Here is a 26,909-nt window from a genome sequence, read left to right as displayed (position 1 = left end):
TGATTAATTAATTTTAACGGCGAACTCGACGGTGCGGCTCTCGCCAGCGGCTACCGTGCCGGTGTCGACCGAAATGCCTGTCTCGGAAGCGCTCCCGGCGTCACTGTCTGCGGCATCCGTCAAAGCGGTAGTGCCGAGTTTGAGCGATCCGGCCTGATATGTTGTGGAGGCGGGGATCGCATCGGTGATTGTCAGCGGACCGATCGATCCGCTGCCGGAAACGGTCGCTACGATTTCATACCTGATTGTCGCGCCCGGAACGGCCTGACTGCCGCCGAATGGATCGGTCACGGTTGCGGATTTGACCAGTGCGACAGTCGCCACGCTGGCAACGAGCGTTCCCTGAGCAAAGTCCGTCGCGCCCGAGCTGCCGACGACTGCATCGCTGCCATCGGTGCCTGCGCCGGGGAAAGTCGTGCCCGGAGTGCCGGTGCCGGTTGTGGCTGCGGCGGTCAGTTTTACCTGACTGCTCTGGCCATCACTCGCCCCTGAAGGCGAATTCACCAGTATGAATACCTTCAACGTTGCATCGGCATCGATTGATGGTGATGCACCACCATTGATCACAAGCGTATCGACACCTGCATCGTAAATCCCGTTGTCATTTGTATCGATAGCAAGGCTGGTCACTGCCGCATCGAAATCATTCCCCGCTATTGCGGGATCGGCGGTGAGGGTGAACGCCTCCGGCCCGTTACCGGTATTGGTTACCGCAAATGTGAGGACGTTCGACTCGCTGATCGTTACAGCACTGCTGTCGAGCGACGCCACCGCTACATCCAGCACCTCATCGATCTTAATGGTAACCTTGTTGGATTCGATCGTCTTGGAGGTGTTGCCAGTGGTGTAGCTGGCGGAGGCGGTATTTTCGATCAAGGTGCCTGCAATAACGCCCGCGGCGGTCGCAGGGGTGGATGCAAGCAGAAAACCCCCGGCAAGGATAGTGCACGAGGTCAGGTGGCGAATCGACGACTTTTTCATGCCGCCGATCTAGGCGGTGCTTTTGAAGAATACTCTTATCTAATCGTTAACCGCAACCTTCTCACAACGAAAATCAGGCCGCATAAATGATATAATTAAGATATATAAAACATATATTTAGGAGGTAAATATGATGCTTAATGTCAACTCCCGATGTAGCGGGGATACTATGGTATAATTACTTAAATTATAGGCGGGATATGGGGTGCGTATATATCTGATATTCAGCAAATTCATCATAGTTATTGTAATTATACTGGCGTGGTTCCGGTCAGGCGAAGTCGAATCGGCAAGTATGGGGAGCTTTGGAAGAGTAAAAGCAGTAAGGGATATTTGAACTCATCCATCGCGGTTGCCATCGGGGCTATAGCGCAGCGAAGAGGGCAAGCTTACGCCCCGTGTTGATTTTACCGCTGAATTCGCTTCGTGAGTTCGATCACCCCGACCACCCGACCGGGGCAACGTCGGTACACGGTATCAGTGAGGCGATTTGTGCATCAGCGCGCCGCGCAGGGTGCGGCACACCACATCGTCGTGCTGATTCAGGCCCAGATGTTCGAACGTGACGATGCCCTGGCGTGGGCGGCTCTTGCTTTCGCGCAGTTCCATCACAGTGGTGCGGGCGCGGATCGTGTCACCTGCGAATACAGGTTTGGGGAATGTCGTGTCATTCATGCCAAGGTTGGCGACCGTTGTGCCCAGCGTGGTATCCTGCACGGTCAGGCCGATCACCAGCCCCAGCGTGAAAAGCGAATTGACCAGCGGGCGGCCAAATTCGGTCTGTTCCGCATAGGCATGATCGATGTGCAGTTGCGCCGGGTTATACGTCAGCGCGGAAAACCACATGTTGTCCGCTTCCAGCACCGTGCGGCGGATTTCGTGGTCGAACACCTGACCGACCGAAAACTGTTCGAACCACAAACCTGCCATTGCTTTGCTCTCCTTGTTTGCGCGATCGCCTTTAGCACGGCATCAGGCGGTCTCGTCCAGCCTCGACGCATTCGAGCAGCCATTCCTTGCCCGCCCGCACCCGCGCGAGGTTCTGGGTGTCGCGGTGAGTGACGACCCAGAAGCTGCGGGTAATGGCCCGGTCAGGGCACACCGGCACCAGTTCGTCGCTTGCCTCGCCAATAAAGCGGGGCAACACACCGATCCCGGCACCCTCCGCAATCAGGCGGTGTTGCGCGTTGATGCTGGAGGATCGCAGGCGCGCCGTCAGCCCGGTATGGAATTCGTCGAGGTAGTTCAGTTCCGGCGCATAGAGCAGATCGGGGACATAGCTGATCAGCATGTGATTGCTCGCCAGATCGGCGGTATCGCGTGGCACCCCGTTGCGCCGCAGGTAATCCGGGCTGGCGTAGAGCATCAGCGCGTAATCGGCCAGTTTGCGGCACAGCACCGGCCCCGCCTTGGGGCGGGACAGCATGACTGCGATATCCGCTTCGCGCCGCGACGGGCTGAGGAAACCGCTGTTGGCCACCAGTTCCAGCGTCAGGTTGGGGTGGGTGCGCGCGAATTCCACCAGATAGGGGGTGAGGAACTGGCTGCCGAACCCTTCCGATACGCTGAGGCGCAAACTGCCGCTGAGGCCGGTATGCGGCCCCAGCACGGCATCGATCGAACCCGCCGCATGGGCCATCGTTTCCGCCTTCGACAGCAGCACTTCGCCTGCTTCGGTCAGAACCTGCCCCTCACGCGTGCGTTCGAACAGCGATATTTCCAGATGCTGCTCCAGACGGCGCAACCGGCGGCTGAGTGTAGTGGGATCGACCCGCAGGGCCTGTGCTGCCCGTCCGATCTGGCCCGCCTCGGCCACGGCGAGGAATACCCGCACGTCGTTCCAATTTAGATCGTGCATAATTGCAGGTGATAGCTGCAATATTGGATATTGTCTGCATCTTTGCCGAATGTCACTCCGTCGCCTAACTTGAGGAGAGTTTCATGCGCGATATCGATCATCTCATCGTTGGCGGCCCTGGCGTCGCCACCGGCCGTACAAAGGATGTGTACAACCCATCGACCGGCGAAGTGCAGGCAAAGGTCGCGCTTGGCGATGCCGCGCTGCTCGACCGCGCGGTGCAAGCGGCGAAGAAAGTTCAGCCCGAATGGGCAATGACCAACCCGCAAAAACGCGCGCGGGTGATGTTTCGTTACAAGGAACTGATTGAAGCGAACATGGACGATCTCGCCCGCCTGCTGTCGAGCGAACACGGCAAAGTGATCGACGATGCAAAGGGCGATGTGCAGCGCGGGCTGGAAGTGATCGAATATGCCTGCGGCATCCCGCAAGTGCAGAAGGGCGAATATACCATCGGTGCGGGGCCGGGCATCGATGTGTATTCGATGCGTCAGCCGCTCGGCATCGGCGCGGGCATCACGCCGTTCAATTTTCCGGCGATGATCCCGATGTGGATGTTCGGCATGGCGATTGCCTGCGGCAACGCCTTCATCCTCAAGCCCAGCGAGCGTGACCCCAGTGTGCCGGTGCGACTGGTCGAACTGTTTCTGGAAGCGGGCGCGCCCGACGGATTGCTGCAATGCGTGCATGGGGACAAGGAAATGGTCGATGCGATCCTCGACCACCCCGATATCGCGGCAGTCAGCTTCGTCGGGTCGAGCGACATCGCGCATTATGTGTACAAACGCGGGGTCGATAACGGCAAGCGGGTGCAGGCGATGGGCGGGGCCAAGAACCACGGCATCGTGATGCCCGATGCCGATCTGGATCAGGTGGTCAACGATCTGACCGGCGCCGCCTTCGGTTCGGCAGGCGAGCGCTGCATGGCTTTGCCGGTCGTGGTGCCCGTGGGCGACGATACCGCCGAACGGCTGAAGGCCAGGCTGATCCCTGCGATCGAAGCGCTGCGTGTAGGCGTATCGACCGATCCGGAAGCGCATTATGGCCCTGTCGTGACCGCCGAACACAAGGCGCGCGTCGAACAGTGGATCGACACCGCGGAGAAGGAAGGCGGAGAGATCGTGATCGACGGTCGCGGTTTCTCCCTGCAAGGGCACGAAAAGGGGTTCTTCGTTGGCCCGACGCTGATCGACAATGTCACCACCGATATGGAAAGCTACAAGGAAGAGATCTTCGGTCCTGTGCTTCAGATCGTGCGCGCAAAGGATTTCGAGGAAGCTCTGAGCCTGCCGAGCAAACACCAGTACGGCAATGGTGTCGCGATCTTTACCCGCAATGGCCATGCTGCGCGTGAATTCGCCGCACGGGTCAATGTCGGGATGGTCGGCATCAATGTGCCGATCCCGGTTCCGGTCAGCTATCACAGCTTTGGCGGGTGGAAGCGCAGCGCATTTGGCGACACCAACCAGTATGGCACCGAAGGGATGAAATTCTGGACCAAGGTGAAAACCGTGACTCAGCGCTGGCCTGACGGCGGCGGCGACGGCAGCAACGCGTTCGTCATTCCGACGATGGGTTGATTTCTCATGGCGGCGCGCTTGCCTTGGTGCCCAGTGGGGTGCCAAGGCCGCGCTGCCAAAGGAGCCAGGAATGACAGGACAATTTGCCCTTACCGATGATCAGCTCGCCATTCAGGATATGGCGCGCAAGTTCACCGCCGATAACATCACACCTTTCGCGGCGGAATGGGACGAGAAGCATCACTTTCCGCGCGATGTGATCCAGAAAACCGGGGAACTCGGTTTTGGCGCGATCTATGTCAGCGAAGCGAGCGGCGGCATCGCCCTCGGCAGGCTGGAAGCGGCGCTGATTATGGAAGCGATGGCCTATGGCTGTCCGGCGACCAGCGCCTATGTCTCGATTCACAATATGGCGAGCTGGATGATCGACACATACGGGTCGGATGAGCTCAAGGCGCGCTATCTGCCCAAACTGGTGACGATGGAACACATCGCCAGCTATGCCCTGACCGAACCGGGCAGCGGATCGGACGCGGCCGCGCTGAAAACATCGGCCCGGATCGACGGCGACCACTATGTGCTCAACGGCACCAAGCAGTTCATTTCCGGCGGCGGCTTCAACGACATCTATGTCGTGATGGTCCGCACGGGGGAACACAAGGCGAAAGGTATCACTTGCCTTGTGATCGAGAAAGATACGCCGGGCCTCAGCTTTGGTACGCCGGAAAACAAGCTGGGCTGGAATGCCTCGCCCACCGCGCAATTGATATTCGAAGATTGCCGCGTGCCGGTGGCCAACCGGGTCGGGGATGAAGGAGAAGGATTCCGCTTCGCGATGGCCGGGCTTGACGGCGGGCGCCTTAACATCGGTGCGTGCAGTCTGGGCGGGGCACAGCGGTGTCTCGACGAAGCGGTGGCCTATACCAAGGATCGTCAGCAATTCGGCCAATCGATTGCCGATTTCCAGAATACGCAGTTCATGCTGGCCGACATGGCCACCGAATTGGAGGCGGCGCGGGCGCTGCTCTATCTGGCGGCGGCGAAGGTCACTGAAGGCGCGCCGGACAAGACCCGCTTTTCCGCGATGGCCAAACGACTGGCGACCGACACCGGCAGCAAAGTCGTCAACGATGCGCTGCAACTGTTCGGCGGTTATGGCTATCTGAAAGATTATCCCATCGAACGGTTCTGGCGCGATCTGCGGGTCCATTCGATTCTGGAAGGGACCAACCAGGTCATGCGTATGATCGTTGGCCGGGACATGTTGCGGTGATGAGCGATATCATGACTGGCGAAGTCCATATTCACACCCACGGCAAGGCGGGGCACATCTCGCTCAACCGGCCCAAAGCGCTGCATGCGCTCACGCTCGACATGTGCCACGCGATGAGTGTGGCATTGTCCAGATGGGCGAGCGACGATGCAGTGGAGGTTGTCCTGCTCGACCATGCCGAAGGGCGCGGGTTCTGTGCCGGGGGCGATATCAACCTGCTGCGGAATTCGGCGCTGAACGACGGCGGTGTCAGCGGTCGGGCGTTCTTCCACGACGAATATCAGCTCAATCACCAGATGTTCGAATATGCCAAGCCGATCGTCGCCTTTATGGATGGCATCACGATGGGTGGCGGGGTCGGTATCAGCATGCCTGCGAAATATCGCGTGGCCACCGAAAATACTCGCTTCGCTATGCCGGAAACGGGCATCGGCCTGTTCCCCGATGTTGGCGGCGGATGGTATCTCTCCCGTCTCAGCGGTCGGCTTGGGCAATTCCTCGCGCTGACCGGCGCGCGGCTCGATGGGGCGGAATGCCTGTGGGCCGGACTGGCCACGCATTACCTGCCCAGCGACAAGCTGGCCGAAGCCAAGGCGTGGATTGTCGAACATCCCGATCGGGTTGAGGGTATTCTGGCCGAGCTTTCCATTGCGCCGCCAGAAGCGCGGATCGCGGGCAACGCGGATCGGATTGCAAAGCATTTTGCATCGGATTGTCTGGAAGACATCCTCGCCAGCCTCGAAGCCGATGACAGCGAGTGGGCGGCCAAGGAACGCGAGACGCTGGCCACGAAAAGCCCGCAAACCTGCAAGGTGGCGCTGCGTCAGTTGAAAGAGAGCAGTTACCTGACAGATTTCGCCGCCAATATGACAATGGAGTACCGAATTGCCAGTCGTGTACTCCTCCGCCCTGACTTCGCTGAGGGCGTACGTGCTGTAATCGTTGATAAAACTGGCGATCCAAAATGGAATCCCGCGACAGTTAAGGAGGTGAAGGGGGAGTTGATCGACAGCATTTTCGCCCCTCTGCCCGCCGATGAAGAATGGAAGCCCCTATGACTTACGAAACCATCACCGTCGAACACCGTGATGCGGTTACGCTGATCACCCTCAATCGCCCTAAGGCATTGAATGCACTGAACAGTCAGGTGCTGGAAGATCTGGTTTCGGCATTCGCCGCGTATGAGGCCGATGCTGGCCAGCGCTGCGCTGTCCTCACCGGATCGGGCGACAAGGCCTTCGCTGCCGGGGCGGATATCAAGGAAATGGCGGATAAGCCCGCTGCCGATTTCTACAACGAAGACTTTTTCTCCCGCTGGACCAGTCACTTGGTCAAAACGACCCGCAAACCATGGATTGCCGCGGTCAACGGCTTCGCTCTCGGTGGCGGATGCGAACTGGCGATGATGGCGGACTTTATCATCGCGAGCGAAAACGCCAAATTCGGCCAGCCCGAAGTCAAGCTGGGCGTGGCCCCCGGCATGGGCGGCAGCCAACGTCTGACCCGCGCGGTCGGCAAGGCTAAGGCTATGGAAATGTGCCTGACTGGCCGGATGATGGGCGCGGAAGAGGCAGAGCGTAGCGGGCTGGTGGCGCGCGTCGTGCCGCACGATACGCTGTTGGATGAAGCGCTGAAAACCGCCACTGCCATCGCCGCGATGCCGCCGATGGCCACTGTCGCGAACAAGGAGATGGTGAACGCGGCGTTCGAAACCACGCTCGATCAGGGGTTGGTGATGGAACGCCGTATTTTCCAGATACTTACTGCCACCGAAGACAAGGCCGAAGGCATGGCTGCGTTCATCGAGAAGCGGGAAGGGCAGTGGAAGGGGCGGTAAGCGCCCCGGAAATGTCAGTAAAAAATCCCTGTCTGTCAAAGGATTGGGTTGGGAGAGTAACATGAAAATCGCATTCATCGGCCTCGGCAACATGGGGGGCGGCATGGCCGCCAACCTTGCGAAAGCAGGGCACGAAATCCGCGCCTTCGACCTTGCAGATACTGCCCTTGCTGCCGCGCGCGAAAACGGCTGCAGAACTTTTTCCGATGCGAAAGAGGCGGTTGCCGGTGTCGACGCAGTCGTATCGATGCTGCCCAATGGCGCTATCGTGAAGGCGGTGTATGGCAACGATGTGATTGGTCATGCGCCGCAAGGTGCGGTGTTTCTTGATTGTTCCACCATTGATGTCGCCAGCGCGCGTGAAGTGATCGCACAGGCCGAAGCAGGCGGTTATGCGATGGTCGATGCCCCCGTTTCCGGTGGAATCGCAGCGGCTAACGGCGGCACACTGACGTTTATGGTCGGCGGCACCGATGAAGCCTTCATACGTGCGAAACCTGTCCTCGAAGCGATGGGCAAGGCGGTGATTCACGCCGGTCAGGCTGGAAATGGGCAGGCGGCGAAAATCTGCAACAACATGCTGCTGGGCATTCATATGATCGGCACTTGCGAAGCCTTCACTATGGCGCAGAAGCTCGGCCTCGATCCGCAGACATTCTATGATATTTCCAGTGTTTCGTCCGGCCAGTGTTGGTCGATGACAAGCTATTGCCCGTTGCCCGGCGTTGGTCCGCAAAGCCCGGCGGACAGTGGCTATCAAGGTGGGTTCGCCACCGGATTGATGCTGAAGGATTTGAAACTGGCAATGGATGCCGCAGCCATCGCTGGCGTGGATCCGAAGATGGGTGCGCGGGCGAAGGAGCTTTATGAAGCCTTCGATGCCTCCGGAAATAGCACAGTCGATTTTTCAGGCATTATCCGCACTATGGGCGAGGGGTAGCGGCAAACTGATCTGTCGGCGGCGCACCTTCCTTCGTTATAGGGCGCCGTTCATTGGCAGAGCACTTGTAAGTGTCCGCTCTCAAGTAAGTGTCCGCTCTCAAGTCGGCAATCTTATAGCGCAGCGGGCTTTTCCGCTCGGCTGCGCGACCATAAATCCCACACGAATATCGCAATCGCACTCCAGATCAGGATGAAGCAGGCGAGTTGAACCGGTTCCAGCGGTTTATGGAATACGGTCAGCCCTAGCACGAATACGATCGAAGGGGCGAGGTACTGAACAAATCCCAGCGTCGAATAGCTCATCCGGCGGGCGGCCGTGGCAAACATCCACAGGGGCAGCGCGGTCGCCACTCCGCCCAGTACGATCAACAGGCTTAAGCGCCAATCGCCTCCGAACGATGATCCCTGTGGTGTTTGCGCGAACCATGCGGTTGTGGCCAGCGCCGGGACCAGCAAGATGGCGGATTCAATCGTCAAACCGGGCAGTGCGCCGACCTGCACTTGTTTGCGTAGCAAGCCGTAGATGCTAAAGCTTAACGCCAGCGTCAGGCTGATCCAGAGTGTCGTGAGCGCCCCGGCCACAAGCAAAGCAATCCCGCAAGCGGCGAGGGCAACCGCAACCCATTGCCTGCGCGATAACTTTTCACCCAGAAGAGCAGTGCCGAGCAGAACATTGACCAGCGGATTGATGTAATATCCCAAGCTCGCGGCAAAGACATGTCCATGTTGAATCGCCCATACGTACGTCAGCCAGTTCAGTGCGATCAGCACGGCGCTTACAGCAAGGATCGCAAGCACCCGCGGGCTTCGCAATGCTGCCGAAATCTCGGGCCACTGGCGACGAACGGTGACGATCAACAGGCACAGCGGCAATGTCCACACGATCCGCCAGGCAACGAATTCCACTGCTGGAACGGATTGTACCAGAATCAGGTAGAGCGGTAGAAATCCCCATATAAGGTACGCCCCCAACGCTGCGGGCAAACCTGACTGCACTGAGGATGGCGTGGAGGAACTCATAACAATCCCGCCGTACTCCGCTGTGGTGTCACCGACAAGCGACCGGTCGTGCTTTGCTCGCGACAGTTGATTGGGTCCGACCCAGCTTTTCTACCAACCTTACAACGCAGTTGCCGATCGTTCATAAAAAGGCGTGTAAGTATGAATGTGACGGATGGACTCCACTCGGCCTCCCGGTCAATTCGGACACAGAGAAACGGAAAGGAACTCCCGATGCAGATACCGAAACTCAAGACAGTGGCGATGGCGCTCTCAGTCTCGGGTCTTGTATGTGCGACTCCCGTGATGGCGGCTCCTGCCGCCCACGTCGAGTCCGCAACCTATGCGGCAGCATCGCCTTTCGGTGATATGAGCTTCGAACACAGCCGGAAGAAGTACAAGCGCAGCAAGCATTGGAACCGTGGGCGCGGTCATGATCGCTATCGCAGTTACGATAACCGCTACCGTAGCTATGACAGATACCCCTCACGGGCAAATTATGGCGAGCCAGTATACAACAACACCCGTATCTGGCGTGGGAATGACGGCCGATATTACTGTCGCCGTTCCAATGGCACCACCGGCTTGCTGATTGGTGCGGCAGGCGGGGCTCTACTGGGACGTGAGGTCGCGGGTCGAAACGGAGATCGCACTTTGGGTGCCATCCTGGGGGCCGCGGGCGGTGCCATTCTGGGGCGTGAAATTGACCGCGGCAGTAGCCGCTGCCGCTAACACTCGCTTGAAGCAAACTTTGGCCGTGCCCACCCACGGCTGGGGCGCGATCTCTTTCCAAGGGTCGCGGAAGGCGCCTCTTGTCCACGTGGCAGGGGGCGCCTTCTTTCGTCTGCACACCGCTTAGGCTAAGTCGGCTTGGAAATGACATTCAAATGCCTTGCTGCGATTGCGATTGTGGGAATGCTCACTGCATGTGGGCAGAGCGATTCTTCCGATGCCAATGGCCCTGTTGCCGATCCCGCTGTGATGCAGGCCCTGAACGATCCGATCATGGTCGATCCCGATCTTTCCAGCCGTAATGAGGGTGCGGCTGCAATCACGATCGACAGCAATAATGCGCTGCCTGTTCTGCCCCCAACACCCGAAGCAATAGCAGCCGCGCGCGCGGATGCCGCCGAAATACTGGGCGGAGTGTCAATGGCCGTACCCAAGGCGAGTGATGGTGCGACCAGCCTGCCAGACGGGGCATCGGCTGCAGATCATCTGGCGATCGTGCCCGGTGGCGCCATGTGTGCGGGTAGGATTACGTCAGGCGCGATATGGGCGGCACGTTTGCCGCCAGAGCTGCCGGTTTATCCCCGCGGCGCAACAATGGCGGCATTTGGCGTTGATTCTGGTGCGTGTCACGCACGTGTCGTGCGATTCGTAACGCCTATCCCTCCTGCGGAAGTCATCGCGTTTTACTGGACCCGCGCCACGCAGGCGCGTTTCAAACCCGAACGTCGCCAAACAACTGACAATATCGATGTTTTGACCGGACGAAACGGCAATGCCGCATTCGATCTTCGTGTGCGAGATGGACAGGGTCGCGATGCCCTTACGCACGTAGAACTGGCGACGGTTTTTGGCGGCTAGGTCGTCGCACTCGCTCGAACCCGACCAGCCATCGAATTCGGCCCCGCTTCAGCAAGTTCGACCTCCACGATTTCCCCGATCGATACGTCGCTGTCGAACCATACAGATTGCAGCCACGGTGATTTGCCGAGCAACTGACCGGGTTTCTTGCCTTTTCGTTCTACCAGAACAGGGCAGGTTTTTCCTAGACTCGCCTGATTGAATGCTATCTGATCTCGATTGAGCGCAGCTTGCAGGCGTTGTAATCGTTCGTCCATTATCTCTGGCGCGACCTGATCGGCCATAGTTGCGGCTGGGGTGCCGGGGCGGGGCGAATACTTGAAACTGAACGCCTGAGCATAACCCACTGCATCGACGAGTTGCAGAGTGGCCTCAAAGTCGGCCTCGCTCTCACCGGGAAAGCCGACGATGAAATCGCCGCTTAACGCGATGTCGGGCCGCGCAGCGCGAAACCTTTCCAGCAGGCGCAAGTAACCATCTGCATCGTGACTGCGGTTCATCGCCTTCAGGATCGGGTCCGATCCGCTCTGTACCGGCAAGTGAAGGAACGGCATCAATTTGTCGATCTCTCCATGTGCGGCAATAAGGCCGTCGGTTACATCCATCGGGTGGCTGGTTGTGTAGCGAATGCGCGCGAGGTCGGGCAGTCTGGCCAGTTCCCGGATCAGTCCATCCAATCCAATGGCTCGACCCTTATCGTCTTCGCCAGTCCACGCGTTGACGTTTTGCCCCAGCAAAGTGATTTCACGAGCGCCACCGGCCACCAATCGCTCAGCCTCGGCTATCAGGTCTGCAAATGGTCGGGAGATTTCCGCGCCGCGTGTGTATGGCACCACGCAATATGTGCAGAACTTGTCGCACCCTTCCTGAACAGTCAGGAAGGCACTGGGTGGGGCGCGACGACGCGCGGGCAAGGCGTCGAACTTTGCGATGGGCGGCATGTCCGTATCGGTTGCCCGTTCGCCTGCCACGGCCTTGTCGAGCATTTCCGGCAGCCGGTGATAAGCTTGCGGTCCGACCACCATGCTTACGGCCGGAGCACGGGCCATGATTTCCTCGCCTTCCGCCTGCGCCACGCAACCGGCGACTGCGATTAACGGTTTCGACCCATCCGCCTTCCGCAAGCGGCCGATGTCCGAATAAACCTTCTCCGCAGCTTTCTCACGGATATGGCAGGTGTTGAGCACAACGAGATCGGCGTCTTCGCCTTCGGCAGCAGGAGCAATGCCGCGATCGGCCAGTAGTTCGGCCATCCGTTCGCCATCATAGACGTTCATCTGGCAGCCGAAGCTTTTGACGCGATAGGTTTTGGGTGGAGGTGTTGCACGCATGGCGCGCGCCTATAGCGGCATTGTGCCACTATTCCAAAGGCGGAACGTCACTCTCCTTTGGCGAATGATAGCGAACTGGCAATACGTCGTGCCTGAATTCGCGCAGAGGCTTGCCCAATGTAGTGAGCAACGCCGCCTCAATTGCCGCGCGCGCTCTGGCACCAATCGCTTTTCTTCCGCGAAATTCCTCCGGGCTGAACGGTTCCAGGAAATGAATGCGAATCTCAAAGGTTCCGGCGCGGGCCAACAGTCGCTTTGCATTGTTCACGCCGCTTTCATCTCCGATCCATCCGATCCATTCACCAAACGCGCCATAATCCATCACTACCGGTTGCACGAGTACGCCGGGCGGAGGTGGTTCGAGCACGCTCATCATGCTGGTTTTAAATGGTAACAGGCTCTGGCCGTCGGTTGTCGTTCCTTCTGGAAAGACGGTAACCGACCAGTTGTCCGCAAGCGCTTCGCGCAATTGGTTGATCTGGTCGGCCACACCCATTCTGTTTTCGCGCTGAACGAAAACAGTCCGGTTCAGTCGGCAAAGCCAGCCAATTACCGGGACTGTGCTGAGTTCGTATTTTGCGACGAACGCGGTGCCACTTGCACCTGCCAATGCAAGAATGTCGATCCACGACACATGATTCGATACAAAGAACACATCGCGCCGTAGTGGCGTACCGATTGTGCTCACGCGTGCGCCGATGATCCATGCGGCCCATCGCAAAAACAGCATCGGAATAGGGGAGCCATAGGCAAATGTACGCCAGACATAGTGCAACGGCACCATAACAGACAGCAGTGCCAGAAGTGCGGCAATGCGCCCGACAAAGCGACAGCGGCCAACGAAGGAAATAGGAGTAGTTTCGCCGCGAGCTGCGGCTTCTCTCGACGAATCGGCGTCAATCGTCTCGGTCGAGCCGGACACCGTAAAGCTCCATCCGATGATCGACGAGGCGATAACCGAGTTTTTCAGCGATTTGTTTCTGTAACGCTTCCAATTCGGGGTCGACAAATTCGACCACTTTGCCTGTTTCCACATCGATCAGGTGATCGTGATGTGCTTCAGGAGCGGCTTCGTAACGCGCGCGACCGTCACCGAAATCATGCCGGTCTAGAATGCCCGCTTCTTCGAACAGGCGCACAGTGCGATAGACGGTGGCGATCGAAATCTTCGGATCGATTGCCGACGCCCGCTGATGGAGAAGTTCGACATCGGGATGATCGTCGCTTTCCGACAGCACACGGGCAATCACACGGCGTTGATCGGTGATTCTCAAACCACGTTCGGAACACAGGGCTTCAAGGTCAATCGTCTGGTGCAAATCGTATCGCCGTTAAAAATAGAACGCCCCGAACCTTATCGAGCCGGGGCGTCTATCACAAGTCATCTGAAACAAGTCGCGATCACGCGGCAGTCGTTTCCTTTTTCTTGCGGCCGCGCTTCTGGCCGGGCTTACGACCCAGACCAATCTTTTTAGCGAGGTCACGGCGTGTTTCCGCATAGTCCGGAGCGACCATCGGATAATCGCTGCCGAGGTTCCAGCGCGCCCGATAATCGTCGATGGACAAGCCGTGTTCGGTCATCAGGTGGCGTTTCAACATCTTCATTTTTTTGCCACATTCGAGGCAAACGAGATGATCCTTCTTGACGGAAGAACGAATGGAAACGGCGGGTTCGGGGCGCTCCTCTTCAGCGGGGCCATTGTCTCCGAGTCCCGAGAGAGCCTGATACACTGTGGTAATCAGGGTCGGAACTTCGTCTACGGAGACGTTGTTGTTGCTGACGTGGGCGGCGACAATGTCGGACGTGAGGGTGATCAACGTCTCGGTCATGTCGGGTTCGATATCTTCCATCGGAATCCCTTTTTTGCGATCGATATTTAAGTGCGGTGCCCGGTTATACTTTGCAACCGCGAGGTGAACAGTGAGATAAGTTACAGAGGAATACAAGGTTAATTGTAAAGTTTTTCAACCAAGCTTTAACGAGCTAAGTCACCGGAATATACGCGACTTTCAGGTCAGAGGAAGAGCGAAAGTGATCGCATCAAGTATCGAACCATCTGAAATTCTGTAATAGTTTTTTCGGCGGCCGATAGGGGAAAAGCCGAATGAGCGGTAAAGATCAATAGCAGGGTTATTCTCTCTCATTTCGAGAAAAACCTGTTCTGCTTTCCTTAAACGGGCCTGATCTGCGACCGAATCGAGTAATTTTCGGCCAAGGCCCTGTCCGCGCATTTCAGGAGTTACGCCGATGAGTAGCAGTTCCTCCTCTCCGGGAGCTGCGCGAACAAGCGTAAAGCCGACTGCGGATTCGCCTTCTGCGGGCGCCAGGCCAGAGCTGGCGATCAGATTGTAATGGGTCGTTGGGAACACGAGGGAATCTCCAACTTGAGTTCGGGTCCAGGCTTCTCCCCAATGGGGATCGAACGCAGAGTCCATTACGCCCATTATCCGATCGACATCATCCATCATGAAGGTAAGCGCGCATCAGGAGGGCGGGCGTAAATCGGCGCAATCCCGGATGTCAGGACTTCTGTTGGAAGTGTCAGAACGTTGCGGGCATCTGGAATAACGGTCGAGCCGACAGTCTCGGTGGATAGGGACGTTGACAATTCACTGGCCTTAGTGCCGACAATAACCTTGTGCGCTCCGCGTGAAGTGGCCACGTCGGGCTGGAGCGAGGCAAAGTCGGCTTGCGGTAATCCATCAGCTGAAAAATCCTGGACCAGCCATTCGCCGTGCCCGCCGGTCATACATACTGTAACCGGCACGGGCTCTGACTGCCTGCCGATCGCTGCCACAAGCGCCAGAGTCGGGTAACCCAGAACCTCCGCATTCCACGCAATAGCAAGCGCGCGCGCGGTGGCAATTCCGATTCGAACGCCTGTGAAGCTGCCTGGACCCAAGGATACAAGAATGCGTGCGGCCTGACCGTGATCAGGTAAGGCACCGATCATCGGGACGAGTTGCTCTGCGTGACCGCGCCCCAGTATCCGGTGCTCACCTGCCAACAGAACGCCATCTTCGAAGAGCGCTACCGAACAAGCCTCTGTCGCAGTTTCGATTGCCAGGATTCGCATTGGCGTGCGCGATGCCTCCCCGAACCTGTGGTTTCAAGTCAGACGATCACGTTGAACCGATCAAAGTCCGGGCGGGGGCTGCGGTCGAAGATCGAATCCGGATCGCCATAACCGACGGAGCAGATGAAATTGGACTTTACGCGGGGGTCGTCCGTAAAAAATTCCTTGTCGACTGCGTCGTTGTCGAAGCCCGACATCGGACCGGTATCCAGTCCAAGGGCGCGAGCAGCAAGTATGAAGTAGCCGCCCTGCAGCGACGAATTGCGAAATGCCCCGACTTTGCGTCCGGCTTCATCGCCATCGAACCAGCTTTTCGCATCGGTATGCGGAAAGAGCCACGGCAGCTCTTCGTGGAAATCGATGTCATATCCGATGATTGCGGTGACCGGGGCAGAGAGGATTTTAGCACGATTGCCCTCGGAAGCCAGCTCGGCCAGACGGCGCTTCGCATCGTCCGATTTACACCAGACAATCCGGCTGGGTTGCATATTGGCCGAAGTCGGCCCCATCTTCACGAGATCCCAGATGGCATGCATCTGTTCGTCGCTGACCGGTTTGTCGAGCCAGCCGTTGTAGGTGCGCCCTTCGAAAAACAGTTGGTCGAGCGCATCGGATGGCAGGACATTGTCGTGAAATTGCTTGGTCATTGAGCGATCCTTACGCGGCGCGAACTTCACGAACTTCCGGCACGTAATGCTTGAGAAGCCCTTCGATGCCATGTTTCAGCGTTGCGGTGGAGCTGGGGCAGCCGGAGCAGGCGCCTTGCATTTGCAGGTGGACGATGCCGTCGCGATAGCCGCGATAGACGATGTCGCCGCCGTCACCGGCCACGGCCGGGCGCACGCGGGTTTCCAGCAGTTCGTTTATCTGAGCGACGATATCGACATCGGCCGGGTCTTCTTCGACGATGAGGTCGCTTTCGGCGGGCACGGCGAAGTCTGCTGCGGTGGTGCCTGCAAACAGGGGGGCGTTGGAGACGAAATGGTCGAGCAGGATCGCCACGACCTGCGGCTTCAATTGCGACCAGTCCACACCGGGGGCGGCGGTGACGGCGATGAAATCACCGCCGAAAAAGACGTTCACCACTTCGCCGGTATCGAACAACGCCTGTGCCAGCGGGCTGGCCTCCGCCGCTTCCGGGCTGGCAAATTCGCGGGTTCCGGCGGTCATGACGGGCCTGCCCGGAAGGAATTTGAGCGATGCGGGGTTGGGTGTGGTTTCAGTCTCGATAAACATGATGTGCGATGTAGGCGCCCTGTGCCAGTGCAGCAAGGGCAGTGGGTGGCGAGACATTCTTTGCGTCTATTCACTATCCCTTCAGGCGTTGCCCCATTATAGGTAAATTCATGAATTTGTTTTCGCGTGCCGCAGGGCCTCTCGCGCTTCTCCTTCCGTTCGCTCTCGTTGCCACGCCGCTCCCGGCGCAGGAGGCACCGGTTTCGGCCGTGCCAGCGCCGAGGTATCTCCAGACAGGGGATCAGACGCCGTGGATCTATCGTGGCAGCGATGTTCCGCGGGACAAGGAATGGCTGTTCGGGGAATTGCCGAATGGCGTGCGCTATGCGGTTCGCCACAATGGCGTGCCGCCCGATCAGGTTTCGATTCGCGTGCGGATCGATGCCGGTTCGCTGTATGAAACCGATGCCGAACAGGGTTACGCCCACTTGCTGGAACATATGACGTTCCGCCAGTCGAAGTATCTTGGCGACGGTGAGGCGATCCCCAAATTTCAGAGCCTTGGCGCGACATTCGGCAGCGATACCAACGCCCAGACCACACCGACTCAAACGGTGTACGAACTCGACGTGCCCAATGCCGACAACGGCAAGATCGCGGAAGTGATGAAGCTGCTGTCCGGCATGATTCAGGAACCGACGCTGTCTGCAAAGGGGCTGAGCGAAGACCTGCCGATCGTGCTGGCGGAAAAGCGGGAACGTGGTTCGCAGGCCGAACGCGTATCGCAGGCGACTCGCGAAACGCTGTTTCATGGGCAACCGCTTGCCAATCGTCTGCCGATCGGAACCGAAAAGACGCTCAATGCAGCGACTCCGGCATCGATGCGCGCATTCCATAACCGGTGGTATCGCCCGGAAAATACCGTGGTGGTGATCGCAGGCGATGCCGATCCGCAAATGCTGGCCGGTCTGGTGGAACAATGGTTCGGCAACTGGAAGGGCAAGGGGCCGAAGGTGCCGGCCCCCAGTTTTGGCGAACCTGTCGCTCCGGCAGGTGCCAGCCCGGATCGTCCGGTCGGGGAAACCCGCGTGCTGGTGGAGCCCGATCTGCCGCGCACCCTGACTTATGCTGTGCTGCGCCCCTGGCATCAGGTGAACGATACGATCGTTTATAATCAGGGGATATTGCTGGATGCAGTTGCTCAGGCGATCATTAATCGTCGGCTGGAGGCGCGCGCACGCGCCGGTGGGTCGTACCTTTACGCGCAGGTTCAGGACGACAAGCCCAGCCGTTCGGCCGATGCGACGTTCGTCAGCTTCGCCCCACTGACCGAAGACTGGCAGACCGCCCTCACCGATGTGCGCTCAGTCATTGCCGATGCGCTGGCAGAACCACCGACACAGGAAGAGATCGACCGCGAGGCGGCGGAACTGGATGTCGCATTCGCGAGCCAGGTCGAGCAACGCAGCGTGCTGGCGGGGTCCAAACTGGCGGACGATGTCGTCAATGCAGTCGATATTCGTGAAGCGGTCGCTGCACCCGAAACAGTGCTGCATGTATTTCGCACGATGAAAGACCAGCTTACTCCCGCCAATGTGCTGGAGCACACACGGGCGCTGTTCAAAGGCCGTGTGGAACGGGGGATTTACCTCACTCCGAAAGAGGGAGAGGCGACCGCCGAGGCATTGCGCGACGCTTTGCTCAAACCAGTGCAGGCCGACAGCAGTTCGCGACTGGCCGCCAAGACGATTTCGTTTTCCGAGCTACCGCCTGTTGGTAAACCCGGCACCGTGACCGCGCAGGCCCCGATTGGTGTGCTGGATATCGAGAAGGTCAGTTTCGCCAACAGCGTGAATGCCTTGATGTGGGCCAACGATGCCGAACCGGGCCGCGTTACCGTGAAGGTCCGTTTCGGATCTGGCTATCGCGCGTTCGACGCGAAAGATGCTGTCTATGCCTCGCTTGGGCAGAAGGCGCTGGTGCCGTCAGGTGTCGGCCCGCTCGATATCGAAGACCTCGACCGGATCAGCAATGGTCGCAAGATGGGGTTCGATTTCAAAATCGACGACGCGGTATTCACTTTCACCGCGCAGACCCGTGAAGCTGATCTGGCTGACCAGCTCTATCTGTTTGCAGCGAAGTTGGCGAACCCGCGTTGGGATGCCAATCCGGTCAAACGGGCAATCGCAGCCGACAAGCTGGCATACGAAACATATTCCACCAGTCCCGAAGGGGTGCTCCAGCGCGATCTGGCGTATTATCAGCGCAACAAGGACGCACGCTTCGCCACGCCCACTCCGGCGCAGCTTGATGCCGCGACGCCGGAGGGGTTTCGCAAGGCGTGGGAGCCGCTGCTGAAACAAGGGCCGGTCGAAATCCTGATCTTCGGTGATTACGACAAAGCCAAGGCGATCGAAGCGCTCACCAGAACCTTCGGCGCCTTGCCCGCGCGTGAGGCGATTCCCGCTGCGGCGCTGGCCCGGACGGAGGATTTCCCTCCATCCAGCCAGCCGACCACTGTTCTGCATCATCGCGGCGATGCCGATCAGGCGGCGGCGGTTATTTCATGGTCGACGGGCGGCGGTGTTGCCAACCTGCCTGAATCGCGCCAGCTCCAGATTCTGGCGAACCTGTTCAACAACCGTCTGCTGGACGAAATGCGCGAACGGACCGGAGCGAGCTATTCCCCGCAAGTCGTGTCCGACTGGCCCGAAGATCTCAATCAGGGTGGTACGATCACCGCACTTGGTCAGTTGAAGCCGGGCGATGTGCCCACGTTCTTCGCTGCTGCGGACAAGATCGTGCACGATCTGCAAACAACGCCTGCTTCGGCGGAGGAACTGGAGCGCGTGACCGAACCGCTCAAGCAGATGATTACCCGTGCATCGACCGGAAACACGTTCTGGCTGTGGCAACTGGAAGGGGCCACGACCGATCCGCGCCGGATCGCCATGCTGCGTTCGCTGCTGACCGATTATTCGCGTACCACGCCGCAAGCGATGCAGGCGCTGGCGCGCAAGTATTTCGGTGCAGAGCCGGGCTGGAAACTGGCAGTGATCCCCGACGGGCAGAAACTGGCCACGCGTAAGGGCGGGGCGGACGACGACGGGAATGTTGCCTCGCGCTAAGCCCGATCGCTTGTCGCAGCCACCCTTGGGCAGCCACACTAGGGCTGCCTCAAGATTATCCTGCTTGCGGGGGAGCGCGCTTTGCGTTCTTGAACCGGGGCGCGTAAAGCGCGCTTCCCTACAAACCGACGGATATAAATACAGTGGCACAAGATTGGACCCCCGATAGCTGGCAGTCGCACGAAGCGCGGCACTTGCCCGCCTACGAAGATGCGGCCGCACTGGCCGATGCCGAGGCGACGCTGGCCGGTTATCCGCCGCTGGTATTCGCAGGCGAAGCGCGCGCGCTGAAAGCTGACCTTGCCGATGTGGCGGAAGGCCGCGCATTTCTGTTGCAGGGTGGCGATTGCGCGGAAAGCTTCGCTGAATTCCACCCCAACAATATCCGCGACACGTTCCGGGTGCTGTTGCAGATGGCGGTCGTGCTGACATTCGCCAGCAAGCGTCCCGTGGTGAAGGTGGGCCGTATGGCCGGCCAGTTTGCCAAACCGCGCAGTTCGGATATCGAAACGCAGGGCGATACCTCACTGCCCAGCTACTTCGGCGATATCGTCAACGGGATCGAATTCGATGGCGATACCCGCCGCAACGATCCGCAGCGGATGGTTCGCGCTTATTCGCAGGCAGCGGCGACGCTCAACCTGCTGCGCGCATTTGCGGGCGGTGGCTACGCCAATCTGCGGCAGGTCCACCAGTGGACGCTCGATTTCATGGGCCGCAGCCCGTGGGCCGACAAGTTCTCGCAAACGGCGGACCGGATCGGCGAAGCACTCGATTTCATGGAAGCCTGCGGCATCGATCCGCAGACGGTGCCTCAGTTGCAGGGCACCAGCTTCTTCACCAGCCACGAAGCGCTGCTGCTGCCTTACGAACAGGCGCTGACCCGGCGGGATTCGCTGACCGGTGAATGGTACGATTGTTCGGCCCACATGGTGTGGATCGGGGATCGCACCCGCTTCCCCGGCAGCGCGCATATCGAATTCTGTCGCGGTATCGGCAACCCGCTGGGCATGAAGTGCGGGCCGAGCCTTGAGCCAGACGATCTGCTGCGCCTGCTCGACACGCTCAACCCCGCGCGCGAAGCCGGGCGGATCACGCTGATCAGCCGTTTCGGCCATGACAAGGTGGAAGCGGGTCTGCCGCGCCTCGTCCGCGCGGTGAAGCAGGAAGGGCATCCGGTGGTGTGGAGCTGCGACCCGATGCACGGCAACGTCATCAAGTCCGACAGCGGCTACAAGACCCGCCCGTTCGACCGCATCCTCAACGAAGTGAAGGGCTTTTTCGCCGTTCACCGCGCCGAAGGAACCCATGCGGGTGGCATCCATATCGAAATGACCGGGCAGGACGTCACCGAATGTGTCGGCGGTGCGGTGGCGATCACCGATGCCGCGCTGGGCGATCGGTATCACACGCATTGCGATCCGCGCCTCAATGCGGCCCAGTCGCTCGAACTGGCTTTCCTGCTGGCAGAAATGCTCAACATGGAAGCGGGCGAGCGGCAGGCTGACGCAGCCTGATCAGAGAGTGACCGGGGGAGCTTCTTCCCCGGTCGTTCTGCCGGCCTTTATTGGTGATAGAGAAGGTAAGCCTCGGATTTCGCGCATATTTGCGGAACCGGGTGTGTCGCTTTACGTTCGGGAGGTATGGGAGGAGAGCCTGCCCGCATTGTCACCGGGACCGATAAGTCGCTGAAGCAGCGCTTCGCGGCTACACGCGCTCTCACAGAAGCTCTGGCTGCTCCGCTGAGCGATGCCGACGCGACCATCCAGTCGATGGAAGATGCCTCGCCTGCTAAATGGCATCTGGCGCACACGACATGGTTCTGGGAAACCTTCCTCCTGCGCGACCATTCGCCGGGATATCGGCTGTGGGATGAGCGGTGGCCGTTCCTGTTCAACTCCTACTACGAAGCGGAAGGGGCGCGGATCGCGCGCGGGCGGCGCGGAATGCTGTCGCGGCCGACCGTTGCTCAGATTGGTGAATGGCGTGCGGCGGTCACCGATGCGATGGCGCAACTGCTGGATGATCCCGCACTGGCACCGCTGATCGAACTGGGCATCGCGCATGAACAACAGCATCAGGAACTGCTGCTGACCGATATCAAACACGCGCTGTTCCAGAGCCCGCTCGGCCCGCCGATGTGGGAGAGAGGTGCAGCTGCTTCCACCTCCATCGCTGCGGAGGAGGCTGGCTGGCGCAGCTTCCCCGGCGGCATCGCGATGATCGGCCATGACGGAGAGAGCTTCGCCTTCGACAACGAAGGGCCATGCCATCGCGTGTTGATAGAGCCGTTCGCGCTGGCCGACAGGCTGGTGACCAATGGCGAGTGGCAGGCGTTCATCGCAGACGGCGGCTATCGCAACGCGGCACTATGGCTCTCCGATGGCTGGGCGTGGGTAAACGCCGAGGGTATCGACGCGCCGCTCTATTGGCGGGGCGATCAGCAATTCACCCATTGCGGATGGCAGGACCGCGATCCCGCAGCCCCGGTGGCGCATATTTCCTATTACGAAGCAGATGCTTACGCGACATGGGCGGGGATGCGCCTGCCGACCGAATTCGAATGGGAGGCGATTGCCCGTGGCCAGCATTCGAGCGCAGAGCCTGCACACGATCCGGCGGCAGGCAATCAGCTCGACCACGCGGCCCCGCCGCTGCCGCGTGGCGGAGCGGATCTGTTTGGCGACTGCTGGCAATTCACCCGCTCTGGCTATCTCCCCTATCCGCGTTTCGCCCCGGCGGAGGGCGCTGTCGGGGAATACAACGGGAAATTCATGTCTGGGCAGGTCGTGCTCCGCGGTGCAAGTTGCGCCACTGTGCGGGGCCATTCGCGGGCGAGTTATCGCAATTTCTTCTACCCTCACCAACGCTGGCAATTCACCGGCCTGCGCTTAGCGAAGGATATTTAATGCCAACGCAGCAGGGACTTACCCTAGTCGATAAAGACGACAGCGGCGTGGATACCGCCTTCCGCCGGGATGTGCTGGCCGGGCTGGCGCAGCCGCAAAAGGCGATCCCTGCGCGATGGCTGTACGATGATGCGGGCTCTCGCCTGTTCGAAGAGATTACACAGGTTCCCGAATATTATCCCACCCGCGCCGAGACGGAAATTCTGTCTGCAAAGGCGGGTGAATTTGCCCGGCGGATCGGGCCGGGCAGAGCTGTGGTTGAGTTTGGTTCGGGCAGTTCGGTCAAAACGCCGCTGCTGCTTTCCGCTGTCGATCCGGCAGCTTACGTCCCGCTCGACATATCCGGCGATTTTCTGAGAGCTGCCGCCGAACGGCTCTCGGCGCAATTCCCCGACTTGCCGGTTTATCCGGTCGAGGCCGATTTCATGCGGCAGGTCGAATTGCCCGCCGAAGTATCCGCGTTGCCGAAACTGGGATTTTTCCCCGGATCGACAATCGGTAATATGGTGCCGCGCACCGCAGTCGACCTGTTGCGGGCCATGCGCGCGACGCTGGGTAGCAACAGCCTGCTGTTGATCGGGATGGACCTGATCAAAGATATTGCTGTGCTGGAGGCGGCTTACGACGATGCGGCAGGAGTAACTGCCGCATTCAACCGCAATCTGGCGCGCCGGATCAACAGCGAACTTGGCGGGACGATTCCCGTCGAACGCTTGCAGCACGAAGCGCGCTGGAACGATGAATTCGCGCGGATCGAAATGCACCTGGTGGCGCGGGAGCCGCTGGAATTCACTGTGGCCGATCAGCCGTTCGCGATGGCGCGGGGTGAGACTATCCATACGGAAAACAGCCATAAATTCTCCCGCCGCAGCGCCAATGCTTTGCTGCTGGCTGGGGGATGGACTCCGGTTGCACGGTGGACTGACAGCGGGGAGCTGTTCTCGCTCATCCTCGCGGAAGCCAGCGTGCCGCGCAATGCGCCCTAGCTGCGTCTAAACCGTAGCGCGGGGTGGTCGATAGGTGTAAGCTAGCCGACGATGGATCTTCACGCGCTCTGGACTGCATTTTCGCAAATCATCCTCGCTATCCCCCGGTCGGGGCTGCTTATTTTTACGCTGTGCGCGATTGTCGGCAGTGTGCTGGGCGGGATTCTGGCGCGGCGGGGCAGTGGGGTCGGCCGGCTGGTGAACACGCTTAGCTCGTTCGCGCTCGCGGGGGTGCTGGTCGTGGTGGTGTTACAAGTGGCGCGGTTCGATCCCCGGCTGGATATCGCGGTGCCCGAACTTGGCCTTCCCCCTCAGACAGTTGCAGGCGGTGAGACGCGCATCCCGATGGCGCCTGACGGGCATTTCTGGGTGCGGGCGACGGTGAACGGGGTGACGGCTCCGTTTCTGGTGGACACCGGGGCGACGCTGACCGCGGTGTCGGACACGGTGGCGGAAAAGGCCGGGATTTCAGCGCGCAGGGGCAGCTTTCCGGTGCGGATCGAAACCGCCAACGGATCGGTCACCGCGCAACTGGCCACTGTCGACACGATTGGCTTCGGCAATGTCGAGGCGAGCGGGTTAGATGCTGTTATCGCACCCAATTTTGGCGAAACCAATGTCATCGGGATGAACCTTCTCTCGCGCCTCGCATCGTGGCGGGTGGAAGGCAACACACTGATTATGGTCCCGAAAAACCCGCGCCCGATGGCAGAGTGAGCCAGCGGGTTTGACCGTTATGCTGCACTTGCTAAGAAAGGGGTAATGACGTCCCCCTTCACCTCCTTATCTCCGCCCGCAATTGACGCTATCGCCGGGGGTAAGCCATTGGCATTGTTTCTCGATTTTGACGGAACACTGGTCGAACTGGCGGCGACTCCCGATGGAATAGAGGTCGAAAGCGGCCTTTTTGACAGACTGCACGCGTTATTTGACAGGTTGGACGGAAAATTGGCGCTCATAAGCGGTCGCGCGCTGGATAACCTCGAAATGCACCTCGGTTCGATGCGGATCTGGCGCGCCGGATCGCATGGCAGCGATTGCCGCGATCCCGCCGGGGCCGCGATGGGCAGTGCCGCACAGGCGTTGCCGCCCGCCGCGATTGCGGAACTGATGGCCTATGCCGATCGGGCGGGCATCGATTACGAGGCCAAGCAACATGGCGGCGCGCTGCATTTCCGCGCGCATCCCGATGCAGAGGGCGGTGCGCTGGCCTTTGCCGAAACGCTGTCTGCCGAACATGGTCTGGCGGTGAAAGCCGGCAAGGCGGTGGTCGAAGTGGTCCGCCCCGGCGCGGACAAGGGCACCGCTGTGCGCGCATTTATGGCCCGGCCCGAATTCGCCGGAGCCTGCCCGGTTTTCATCGGTGACGATGTGACCGATGAAGACGGGTTCGCCGCCGCGCAGGAACTGGGCGGCCACGCAATCATTGTCGGCACTCGCGGCGATACGCGTGCCGAATATCGCCTGCCCGGTGTCAAGGAGGTCCATGAATGGCTGAACCTGTGAAGTCTTCCCCGTCGCTCAATCTCTGGCCGATTGGCAATTGCCAGGTCAGCGCGCTGGTGGACGAGCGGGGCGGCTTCGTCTGGGGCTGCGTGCCGCGGGTCGATGGCGATCCGGTGTTCTGTGCGCTGCTCAACGGGGAAAGCCAGGATGTCGGCGTTTGGCGGTTCGAGCTGGAGGGGCAGGTTCGCTCCAATCAGGAATATATCCGCAACACGCCCAACCTCGTCACCCGGCTGGAGGCGGAGGACGGCAGCGTGGTCGAAGTGCTCGACTTCTGCCCACGGTTCGAACGGGACGGTCGGATGTATCGCCCGGTCGCGTTCACGCGGATCGTGCGTTCGATTGCTGGAAATCCCCGGATCAAGGTCGTGCTCAAACCGATGAGCGGGTATGGGGCCAGCACGGTCGAAACGACCAACGGCACCAACCACATCCGCTATCTCACCGGGCGGCAGGCGCTGCGCCTCTCCACCGATGCGCCGGTTGGGTATATCCTCGAAGGGCGGACCTTCCGCATCGAAGACGACACCCATTTCTTCCTCGGCCCGGACGAGCCGTTTTCGGGCAATCTGCGCGAAGAAGTGCGGAGCATGGAACAGATGACCCGCAAATACTGGCAGTTGTGGGTACGCGGGCTGCACACCCCGCTGGAATGGCAGGAAGAAGTGATCCGCTGCGCGATCACCCTGAAGCTGTGCCAGCACGAAGAAACCGGCGCCATCGTCGCCGCGCTGACCACTTCGATACCGGAGGCGCCGGGAAGCCAGCGCAACTGGGATTACCGATACTGCTGGCTGCGCGATTCGTATTACACGGTGCAGGCGCTCAATCGGCTGGGCGCGCTCGATGTGCTGGAGAAGTATCTCGGATACCTCCGCAATATCGTCGATCAGGCGAAAGGCGGGCAGATTCAGCCGCTCTATTCGGTGATGGGTGAGGGGGAACTGGACGAAACCACCGCCGGATGGCTGGCGGGCTATCGCGGGATGGGGCCTGTGCGGGTGGGCAATGCGGCCTACAAGCAAGTGCAATACGATTGCTATGGCCAGATCGTGCTGCCCACGGTGCACGGTTTCTTCGACCGGCGCATGTTGCGCGAAACCGACGTGCGCGATTTCGAAAATCTGGAAGAAGTGGGCGAAATGGCGTGGCGGATGCACGACCAGCCCGATGCCGGATTGTGGGAATTCCGCACCCGGCAGGAAGTGCATACTTATTCGGTGGTGATGAACTGGGCCGCGTGCGACCGGCTGGCCAATGTTGCCGCGCATCTGGGACTGGAAGACCGCCACCAGTATTGGCGTGAACGGGCCGACGCGATCCGCGACAAGATCGAAACCCACGCATGGGTCGAAAATGGCGGTGGCGGGCATTACAAGGCCAGTTTCGAAAGCGATTATCTCGATGCCAGCCTGCTGCAACTGGTCGAACTGCGTTATATCCGGCCCGACGATCCGCGGTTCGTGGCGACCTTCGAACAGATCGAACGCGATCTGCGCCGCGGCGAACACATGTTGCGCTATGCCGCGGAAGACGATTTCGGCACCCCGGAAACAGCGTTCAACGTCTGCACATTCTGGCTGATCGAAGCCTTGCAGATGGTGGGCCGCAAGGAAGAGGCGCGTGGACTGTTCGAAGCGATGCTGGGCCACACGACGCCATCGGGCCTGCTTTCGGAAGACCTCGATTTCGAAACCGGCGAACTTTGGGGGAACTTCCCCCAGACATATTCGCTGGTTGGAGTAATCAATTGTGCGGGGCTGCTATCCAGAAGCTGGAACACGATAAGATAGGGG

25 protein-coding genes and 1 pseudogene are annotated in these 26,909 nt (G+C 59.6%); 14 read left to right on the top strand and 12 right to left on the bottom strand.

All coding sequences use genetic code 11. The features are described from left to right. Window positions 1-3 precede the first annotated feature (3 nt). The 3 genes and pseudogenes from D6858_RS12920 to D6858_RS12910 form a co-directional block, all read right to left on the bottom strand. Window positions 4-981, bottom strand: a complete 978-nt coding sequence (locus tag D6858_RS12920) for a DUF11 domain-containing protein (RefSeq protein WP_120111227.1) — start codon at window positions 979-981, stop codon at window positions 4-6. Between the two features lie 477 nt (window positions 982-1,458). Continuing rightward, window positions 1,459-1,923 (bottom strand): annotated as a pseudogene (locus D6858_RS12915) (MaoC family dehydratase); the annotation flags it as partial. A 19-nt stretch (window positions 1,924-1,942) separates the two neighbouring features. After that, window positions 1,943-2,839, bottom strand: coding sequence for a LysR family transcriptional regulator (locus tag D6858_RS12910; protein WP_120111225.1), 897 nt, complete (start codon window positions 2,837-2,839; stop codon window positions 1,943-1,945). 83 nt (window positions 2,840-2,922) lie between these two features. On the opposite strand from D6858_RS12910, the gene D6858_RS12905 reads away from it, so the two are divergent. The 5 genes from D6858_RS12905 to mmsB all read left to right on the top strand — a co-directional run bounded on the left by D6858_RS12905 (window position 2,923) and on the right by mmsB (window position 8,409). Continuing rightward, window positions 2,923-4,419 (top strand): CoA-acylating methylmalonate-semialdehyde dehydrogenase, encoded by a 1,497-nt coding sequence (locus tag D6858_RS12905; RefSeq protein ID WP_120111222.1) that lies wholly within the window; start codon window positions 2,923-2,925, stop codon window positions 4,417-4,419. Between the two features lie 70 nt (window positions 4,420-4,489). Continuing rightward, a complete protein-coding gene (locus D6858_RS12900) occupies window positions 4,490-5,632 on the top strand; it encodes an acyl-CoA dehydrogenase family protein (RefSeq protein ID WP_120111220.1) in 1,143 nt (380 codons plus the stop codon). 11 nt (window positions 5,633-5,643) lie between these two features. Continuing rightward, window positions 5,644-6,690 (top strand): enoyl-CoA hydratase/isomerase family protein, encoded by a 1,047-nt coding sequence (locus tag D6858_RS12895; RefSeq protein ID WP_120111298.1) that lies wholly within the window; start codon window positions 5,644-5,646, stop codon window positions 6,688-6,690. Then, window positions 6,687-7,469: an enoyl-CoA hydratase-related protein gene (locus D6858_RS12890; RefSeq protein ID WP_120111300.1), complete on the top strand. Its 783-nt coding sequence runs from the start codon at window positions 6,687-6,689 to the stop codon at window positions 7,467-7,469. The genes D6858_RS12895 and D6858_RS12890 overlap by 4 nt, the downstream gene beginning before the upstream one ends. A 61-nt stretch (window positions 7,470-7,530) precedes the next feature. Next, window positions 7,531-8,409, top strand: coding sequence for a 3-hydroxyisobutyrate dehydrogenase (gene mmsB / locus D6858_RS12885; protein ID WP_120111217.1), 879 nt, complete (start codon window positions 7,531-7,533; stop codon window positions 8,407-8,409). Between the two features lie 113 nt (window positions 8,410-8,522). On the opposite strand, the gene rarD is transcribed toward mmsB, so the two are convergent. Beyond that, the gene (rarD, locus tag D6858_RS12880; RefSeq protein WP_120111213.1) at window positions 8,523-9,431 is read right to left on the bottom strand and encodes an EamA family transporter RarD; all 909 of its coding nucleotides are present in this window, start codon (window positions 9,429-9,431) and stop codon (window positions 8,523-8,525) included. A 213-nt stretch (window positions 9,432-9,644) separates the two neighbouring features. Between rarD and D6858_RS12875 the strand changes: the two genes are divergently transcribed. Together D6858_RS12875 and D6858_RS12870 are read left to right on the top strand one after the other, a co-directional pair. After that, complete coding sequence (locus tag D6858_RS12875; protein WP_225081313.1) at window positions 9,645-10,142, top strand: glycine zipper 2TM domain-containing protein; 498 nt, start codon at window positions 9,645-9,647, stop codon at window positions 10,140-10,142. A 144-nt stretch (window positions 10,143-10,286) separates the two neighbouring features. After that, the gene (locus D6858_RS12870) at window positions 10,287-11,000 is read left to right on the top strand and encodes a hypothetical protein (protein ID WP_165859704.1); all 714 of its coding nucleotides are present in this window, start codon (window positions 10,287-10,289) and stop codon (window positions 10,998-11,000) included. Here D6858_RS12870 and miaB read toward each other — a convergent pair. The 8 genes from miaB to D6858_RS12830 all read right to left on the bottom strand — a co-directional run bounded on the left by miaB (window position 10,997) and on the right by D6858_RS12830 (window position 16,644). Further along, window positions 10,997-12,331 carry a tRNA (N6-isopentenyl adenosine(37)-C2)-methylthiotransferase MiaB gene (miaB, locus tag D6858_RS12865; protein WP_120111207.1) on the bottom strand — a complete coding sequence of 445 codons (1,335 nt, stop codon included), beginning with the start codon at window positions 12,329-12,331 and terminating at the stop codon, window positions 10,997-10,999. The genes D6858_RS12870 and miaB overlap by 4 nt on opposite strands. 28 nt (window positions 12,332-12,359) lie before the next feature. Beyond that, window positions 12,360-13,253: a lysophospholipid acyltransferase family protein gene (locus D6858_RS12860; RefSeq protein ID WP_120111203.1), complete on the bottom strand. Its 894-nt coding sequence runs from the start codon at window positions 13,251-13,253 to the stop codon at window positions 12,360-12,362. After that, window positions 13,228-13,650 carry a Fur family transcriptional regulator gene (locus tag D6858_RS12855; protein ID WP_102156215.1) on the bottom strand — a complete coding sequence of 141 codons (423 nt, stop codon included), beginning with the start codon at window positions 13,648-13,650 and terminating at the stop codon, window positions 13,228-13,230. Before D6858_RS12855 ends, D6858_RS12860 begins: the two co-directional genes overlap by 26 nt. An 82-nt stretch (window positions 13,651-13,732) precedes the next feature. Further along, on the bottom strand, window positions 13,733-14,182 hold the full coding sequence (locus tag D6858_RS12850) for a Ros/MucR family transcriptional regulator (protein WP_120111200.1): 450 nt from the start codon (window positions 14,180-14,182) through the stop codon (window positions 13,733-13,735). A gap of 159 nt (window positions 14,183-14,341) precedes the next feature. Further along, a complete protein-coding gene (locus D6858_RS12845) occupies window positions 14,342-14,800 on the bottom strand; it encodes a GNAT family N-acetyltransferase (RefSeq protein ID WP_120111198.1) in 459 nt (152 codons plus the stop codon). After that, window positions 14,797-15,408 (bottom strand): tRNA (adenosine(37)-N6)-threonylcarbamoyltransferase complex dimerization subunit type 1 TsaB, encoded by a 612-nt coding sequence (tsaB, locus tag D6858_RS12840; RefSeq protein WP_120111195.1) that lies wholly within the window; start codon window positions 15,406-15,408, stop codon window positions 14,797-14,799. The genes D6858_RS12845 and tsaB overlap by 4 nt, the downstream gene beginning before the upstream one ends. A gap of 38 nt (window positions 15,409-15,446) precedes the next feature. After that, window positions 15,447-16,055, bottom strand: coding sequence for a malonic semialdehyde reductase (locus tag D6858_RS12835; RefSeq protein WP_120111192.1), 609 nt, complete (start codon window positions 16,053-16,055; stop codon window positions 15,447-15,449). Window positions 16,056-16,065: 10 nt separating this feature from the next. Next, entirely contained in the window at window positions 16,066-16,644 is a 579-nt protein-coding gene (locus tag D6858_RS12830; RefSeq protein ID WP_120111189.1) for a NifU family protein, read from the bottom strand. 110 nt (window positions 16,645-16,754) lie between these two features. On the opposite strand from D6858_RS12830, the gene D6858_RS12825 reads away from it, so the two are divergent. The 7 genes from D6858_RS12825 (at window position 16,755) to D6858_RS12795 (ending at window position 26,906) form a co-directional block, all read left to right on the top strand. Then, window positions 16,755-19,712: a M16 family metallopeptidase gene (locus D6858_RS12825; protein WP_120111186.1), complete on the top strand. Its 2,958-nt coding sequence runs from the start codon at window positions 16,755-16,757 to the stop codon at window positions 19,710-19,712. A gap of 143 nt (window positions 19,713-19,855) precedes the next feature. Next, on the top strand, window positions 19,856-21,229 hold the full coding sequence (locus D6858_RS12820) for a class II 3-deoxy-7-phosphoheptulonate synthase (RefSeq protein ID WP_120111184.1): 1,374 nt from the start codon (window positions 19,856-19,858) through the stop codon (window positions 21,227-21,229). Window positions 21,230-21,355: 126 nt separating this feature from the next. Then, entirely contained in the window at window positions 21,356-22,621 is a 1,266-nt protein-coding gene (gene egtB, locus D6858_RS12815; protein WP_120111181.1) for an ergothioneine biosynthesis protein EgtB, read from the top strand. After that, complete coding sequence (egtD, locus tag D6858_RS12810; RefSeq protein WP_120111178.1) at window positions 22,621-23,607, top strand: L-histidine N(alpha)-methyltransferase; 987 nt, start codon at window positions 22,621-22,623, stop codon at window positions 23,605-23,607. The genes egtB and egtD overlap by 1 nt, the downstream gene beginning before the upstream one ends. A 51-nt stretch (window positions 23,608-23,658) precedes the next feature. Continuing rightward, entirely contained in the window at window positions 23,659-24,324 is a 666-nt protein-coding gene (locus tag D6858_RS12805; protein ID WP_120111175.1) for a retropepsin-like aspartic protease family protein, read from the top strand. A gap of 45 nt (window positions 24,325-24,369) precedes the next feature. Continuing rightward, window positions 24,370-25,113: a trehalose-phosphatase gene (gene otsB, locus D6858_RS12800; protein WP_120111171.1), complete on the top strand. Its 744-nt coding sequence runs from the start codon at window positions 24,370-24,372 to the stop codon at window positions 25,111-25,113. Then, window positions 25,098-26,906, top strand: a complete 1,809-nt coding sequence (locus tag D6858_RS12795; RefSeq protein WP_120111168.1) for a glycoside hydrolase family 15 protein — start codon at window positions 25,098-25,100, stop codon at window positions 26,904-26,906. The genes otsB and D6858_RS12795 overlap by 16 nt, the downstream gene beginning before the upstream one ends. Window positions 26,907-26,909: the final 3 nt, after the last annotated feature.

The sequence above is a fragment of the Tsuneonella suprasediminis genome (assembly GCF_003605755.1).
GTDB classification, from domain to species: domain Bacteria; phylum Pseudomonadota; class Alphaproteobacteria; order Sphingomonadales; family Sphingomonadaceae; genus Tsuneonella; species Tsuneonella suprasediminis.
Note: the sequence above shows the minus strand (reverse complement) of the source record. Positions and strands in the feature narration are given on the sequence as shown.

Excerpts from the sequence above, each read along its gene's own strand:
- D6858_RS12920 (WP_120111227.1), bottom strand. The coding sequence starts at position 981 with ATGAAAAAGTCGTCGATTCGCCACCTGACCTCGTGCACTATCCTTGCC.
- D6858_RS12910 (WP_120111225.1), bottom strand. The coding sequence starts at position 2,839 with ATGCACGATCTAAATTGGAACGACGTGCGGGTATTCCTCGCCGTGGCC.
- D6858_RS12905 (WP_120111222.1), top strand. The coding sequence starts at position 2,923 with ATGCGCGATATCGATCATCTCATCGTTGGCGGCCCTGGCGTCGCCACC.
- D6858_RS12900 (WP_120111220.1), top strand. The coding sequence starts at position 4,490 with ATGACAGGACAATTTGCCCTTACCGATGATCAGCTCGCCATTCAGGAT.
- D6858_RS12895 (WP_120111298.1), top strand. The coding sequence starts at position 5,644 with ATGACTGGCGAAGTCCATATTCACACCCACGGCAAGGCGGGGCACATC.
- D6858_RS12890 (WP_120111300.1), top strand. The coding sequence starts at position 6,687 with ATGACTTACGAAACCATCACCGTCGAACACCGTGATGCGGTTACGCTG.
- mmsB (WP_120111217.1), top strand. The coding sequence starts at position 7,531 with ATGAAAATCGCATTCATCGGCCTCGGCAACATGGGGGGCGGCATGGCC.
- rarD (WP_120111213.1), bottom strand. The coding sequence starts at position 9,431 with ATGAGTTCCTCCACGCCATCCTCAGTGCAGTCAGGTTTGCCCGCAGCG.
- D6858_RS12875 (WP_225081313.1), top strand. The coding sequence starts at position 9,645 with ATGCAGATACCGAAACTCAAGACAGTGGCGATGGCGCTCTCAGTCTCG.
- D6858_RS12870 (WP_165859704.1), top strand. The coding sequence starts at position 10,287 with ATGACATTCAAATGCCTTGCTGCGATTGCGATTGTGGGAATGCTCACT.
- miaB (WP_120111207.1), bottom strand. The coding sequence starts at position 12,331 with ATGCGTGCAACACCTCCACCCAAAACCTATCGCGTCAAAAGCTTCGGC.
- D6858_RS12850 (WP_120111200.1), bottom strand. The coding sequence starts at position 14,182 with ATGGAAGATATCGAACCCGACATGACCGAGACGTTGATCACCCTCACG.
- D6858_RS12845 (WP_120111198.1), bottom strand. The coding sequence starts at position 14,800 with ATGATGGATGATGTCGATCGGATAATGGGCGTAATGGACTCTGCGTTC.
- tsaB (WP_120111195.1), bottom strand. The coding sequence starts at position 15,408 with ATGCGAATCCTGGCAATCGAAACTGCGACAGAGGCTTGTTCGGTAGCG.
- D6858_RS12835 (WP_120111192.1), bottom strand. The coding sequence starts at position 16,055 with ATGACCAAGCAATTTCACGACAATGTCCTGCCATCCGATGCGCTCGAC.
- D6858_RS12830 (WP_120111189.1), bottom strand. The coding sequence starts at position 16,644 with ATGTTTATCGAGACTGAAACCACACCCAACCCCGCATCGCTCAAATTC.
- D6858_RS12825 (WP_120111186.1), top strand. The coding sequence starts at position 16,755 with ATGAATTTGTTTTCGCGTGCCGCAGGGCCTCTCGCGCTTCTCCTTCCG.
- egtB (WP_120111181.1), top strand. The coding sequence starts at position 21,356 with ATGGGAGGAGAGCCTGCCCGCATTGTCACCGGGACCGATAAGTCGCTG.
- egtD (WP_120111178.1), top strand. The coding sequence starts at position 22,621 with ATGCCAACGCAGCAGGGACTTACCCTAGTCGATAAAGACGACAGCGGC.
- D6858_RS12805 (WP_120111175.1), top strand. The coding sequence starts at position 23,659 with ATGGATCTTCACGCGCTCTGGACTGCATTTTCGCAAATCATCCTCGCT.
- otsB (WP_120111171.1), top strand. The coding sequence starts at position 24,370 with ATGACGTCCCCCTTCACCTCCTTATCTCCGCCCGCAATTGACGCTATC.
- D6858_RS12795 (WP_120111168.1), top strand. The coding sequence starts at position 25,098 with ATGGCTGAACCTGTGAAGTCTTCCCCGTCGCTCAATCTCTGGCCGATT.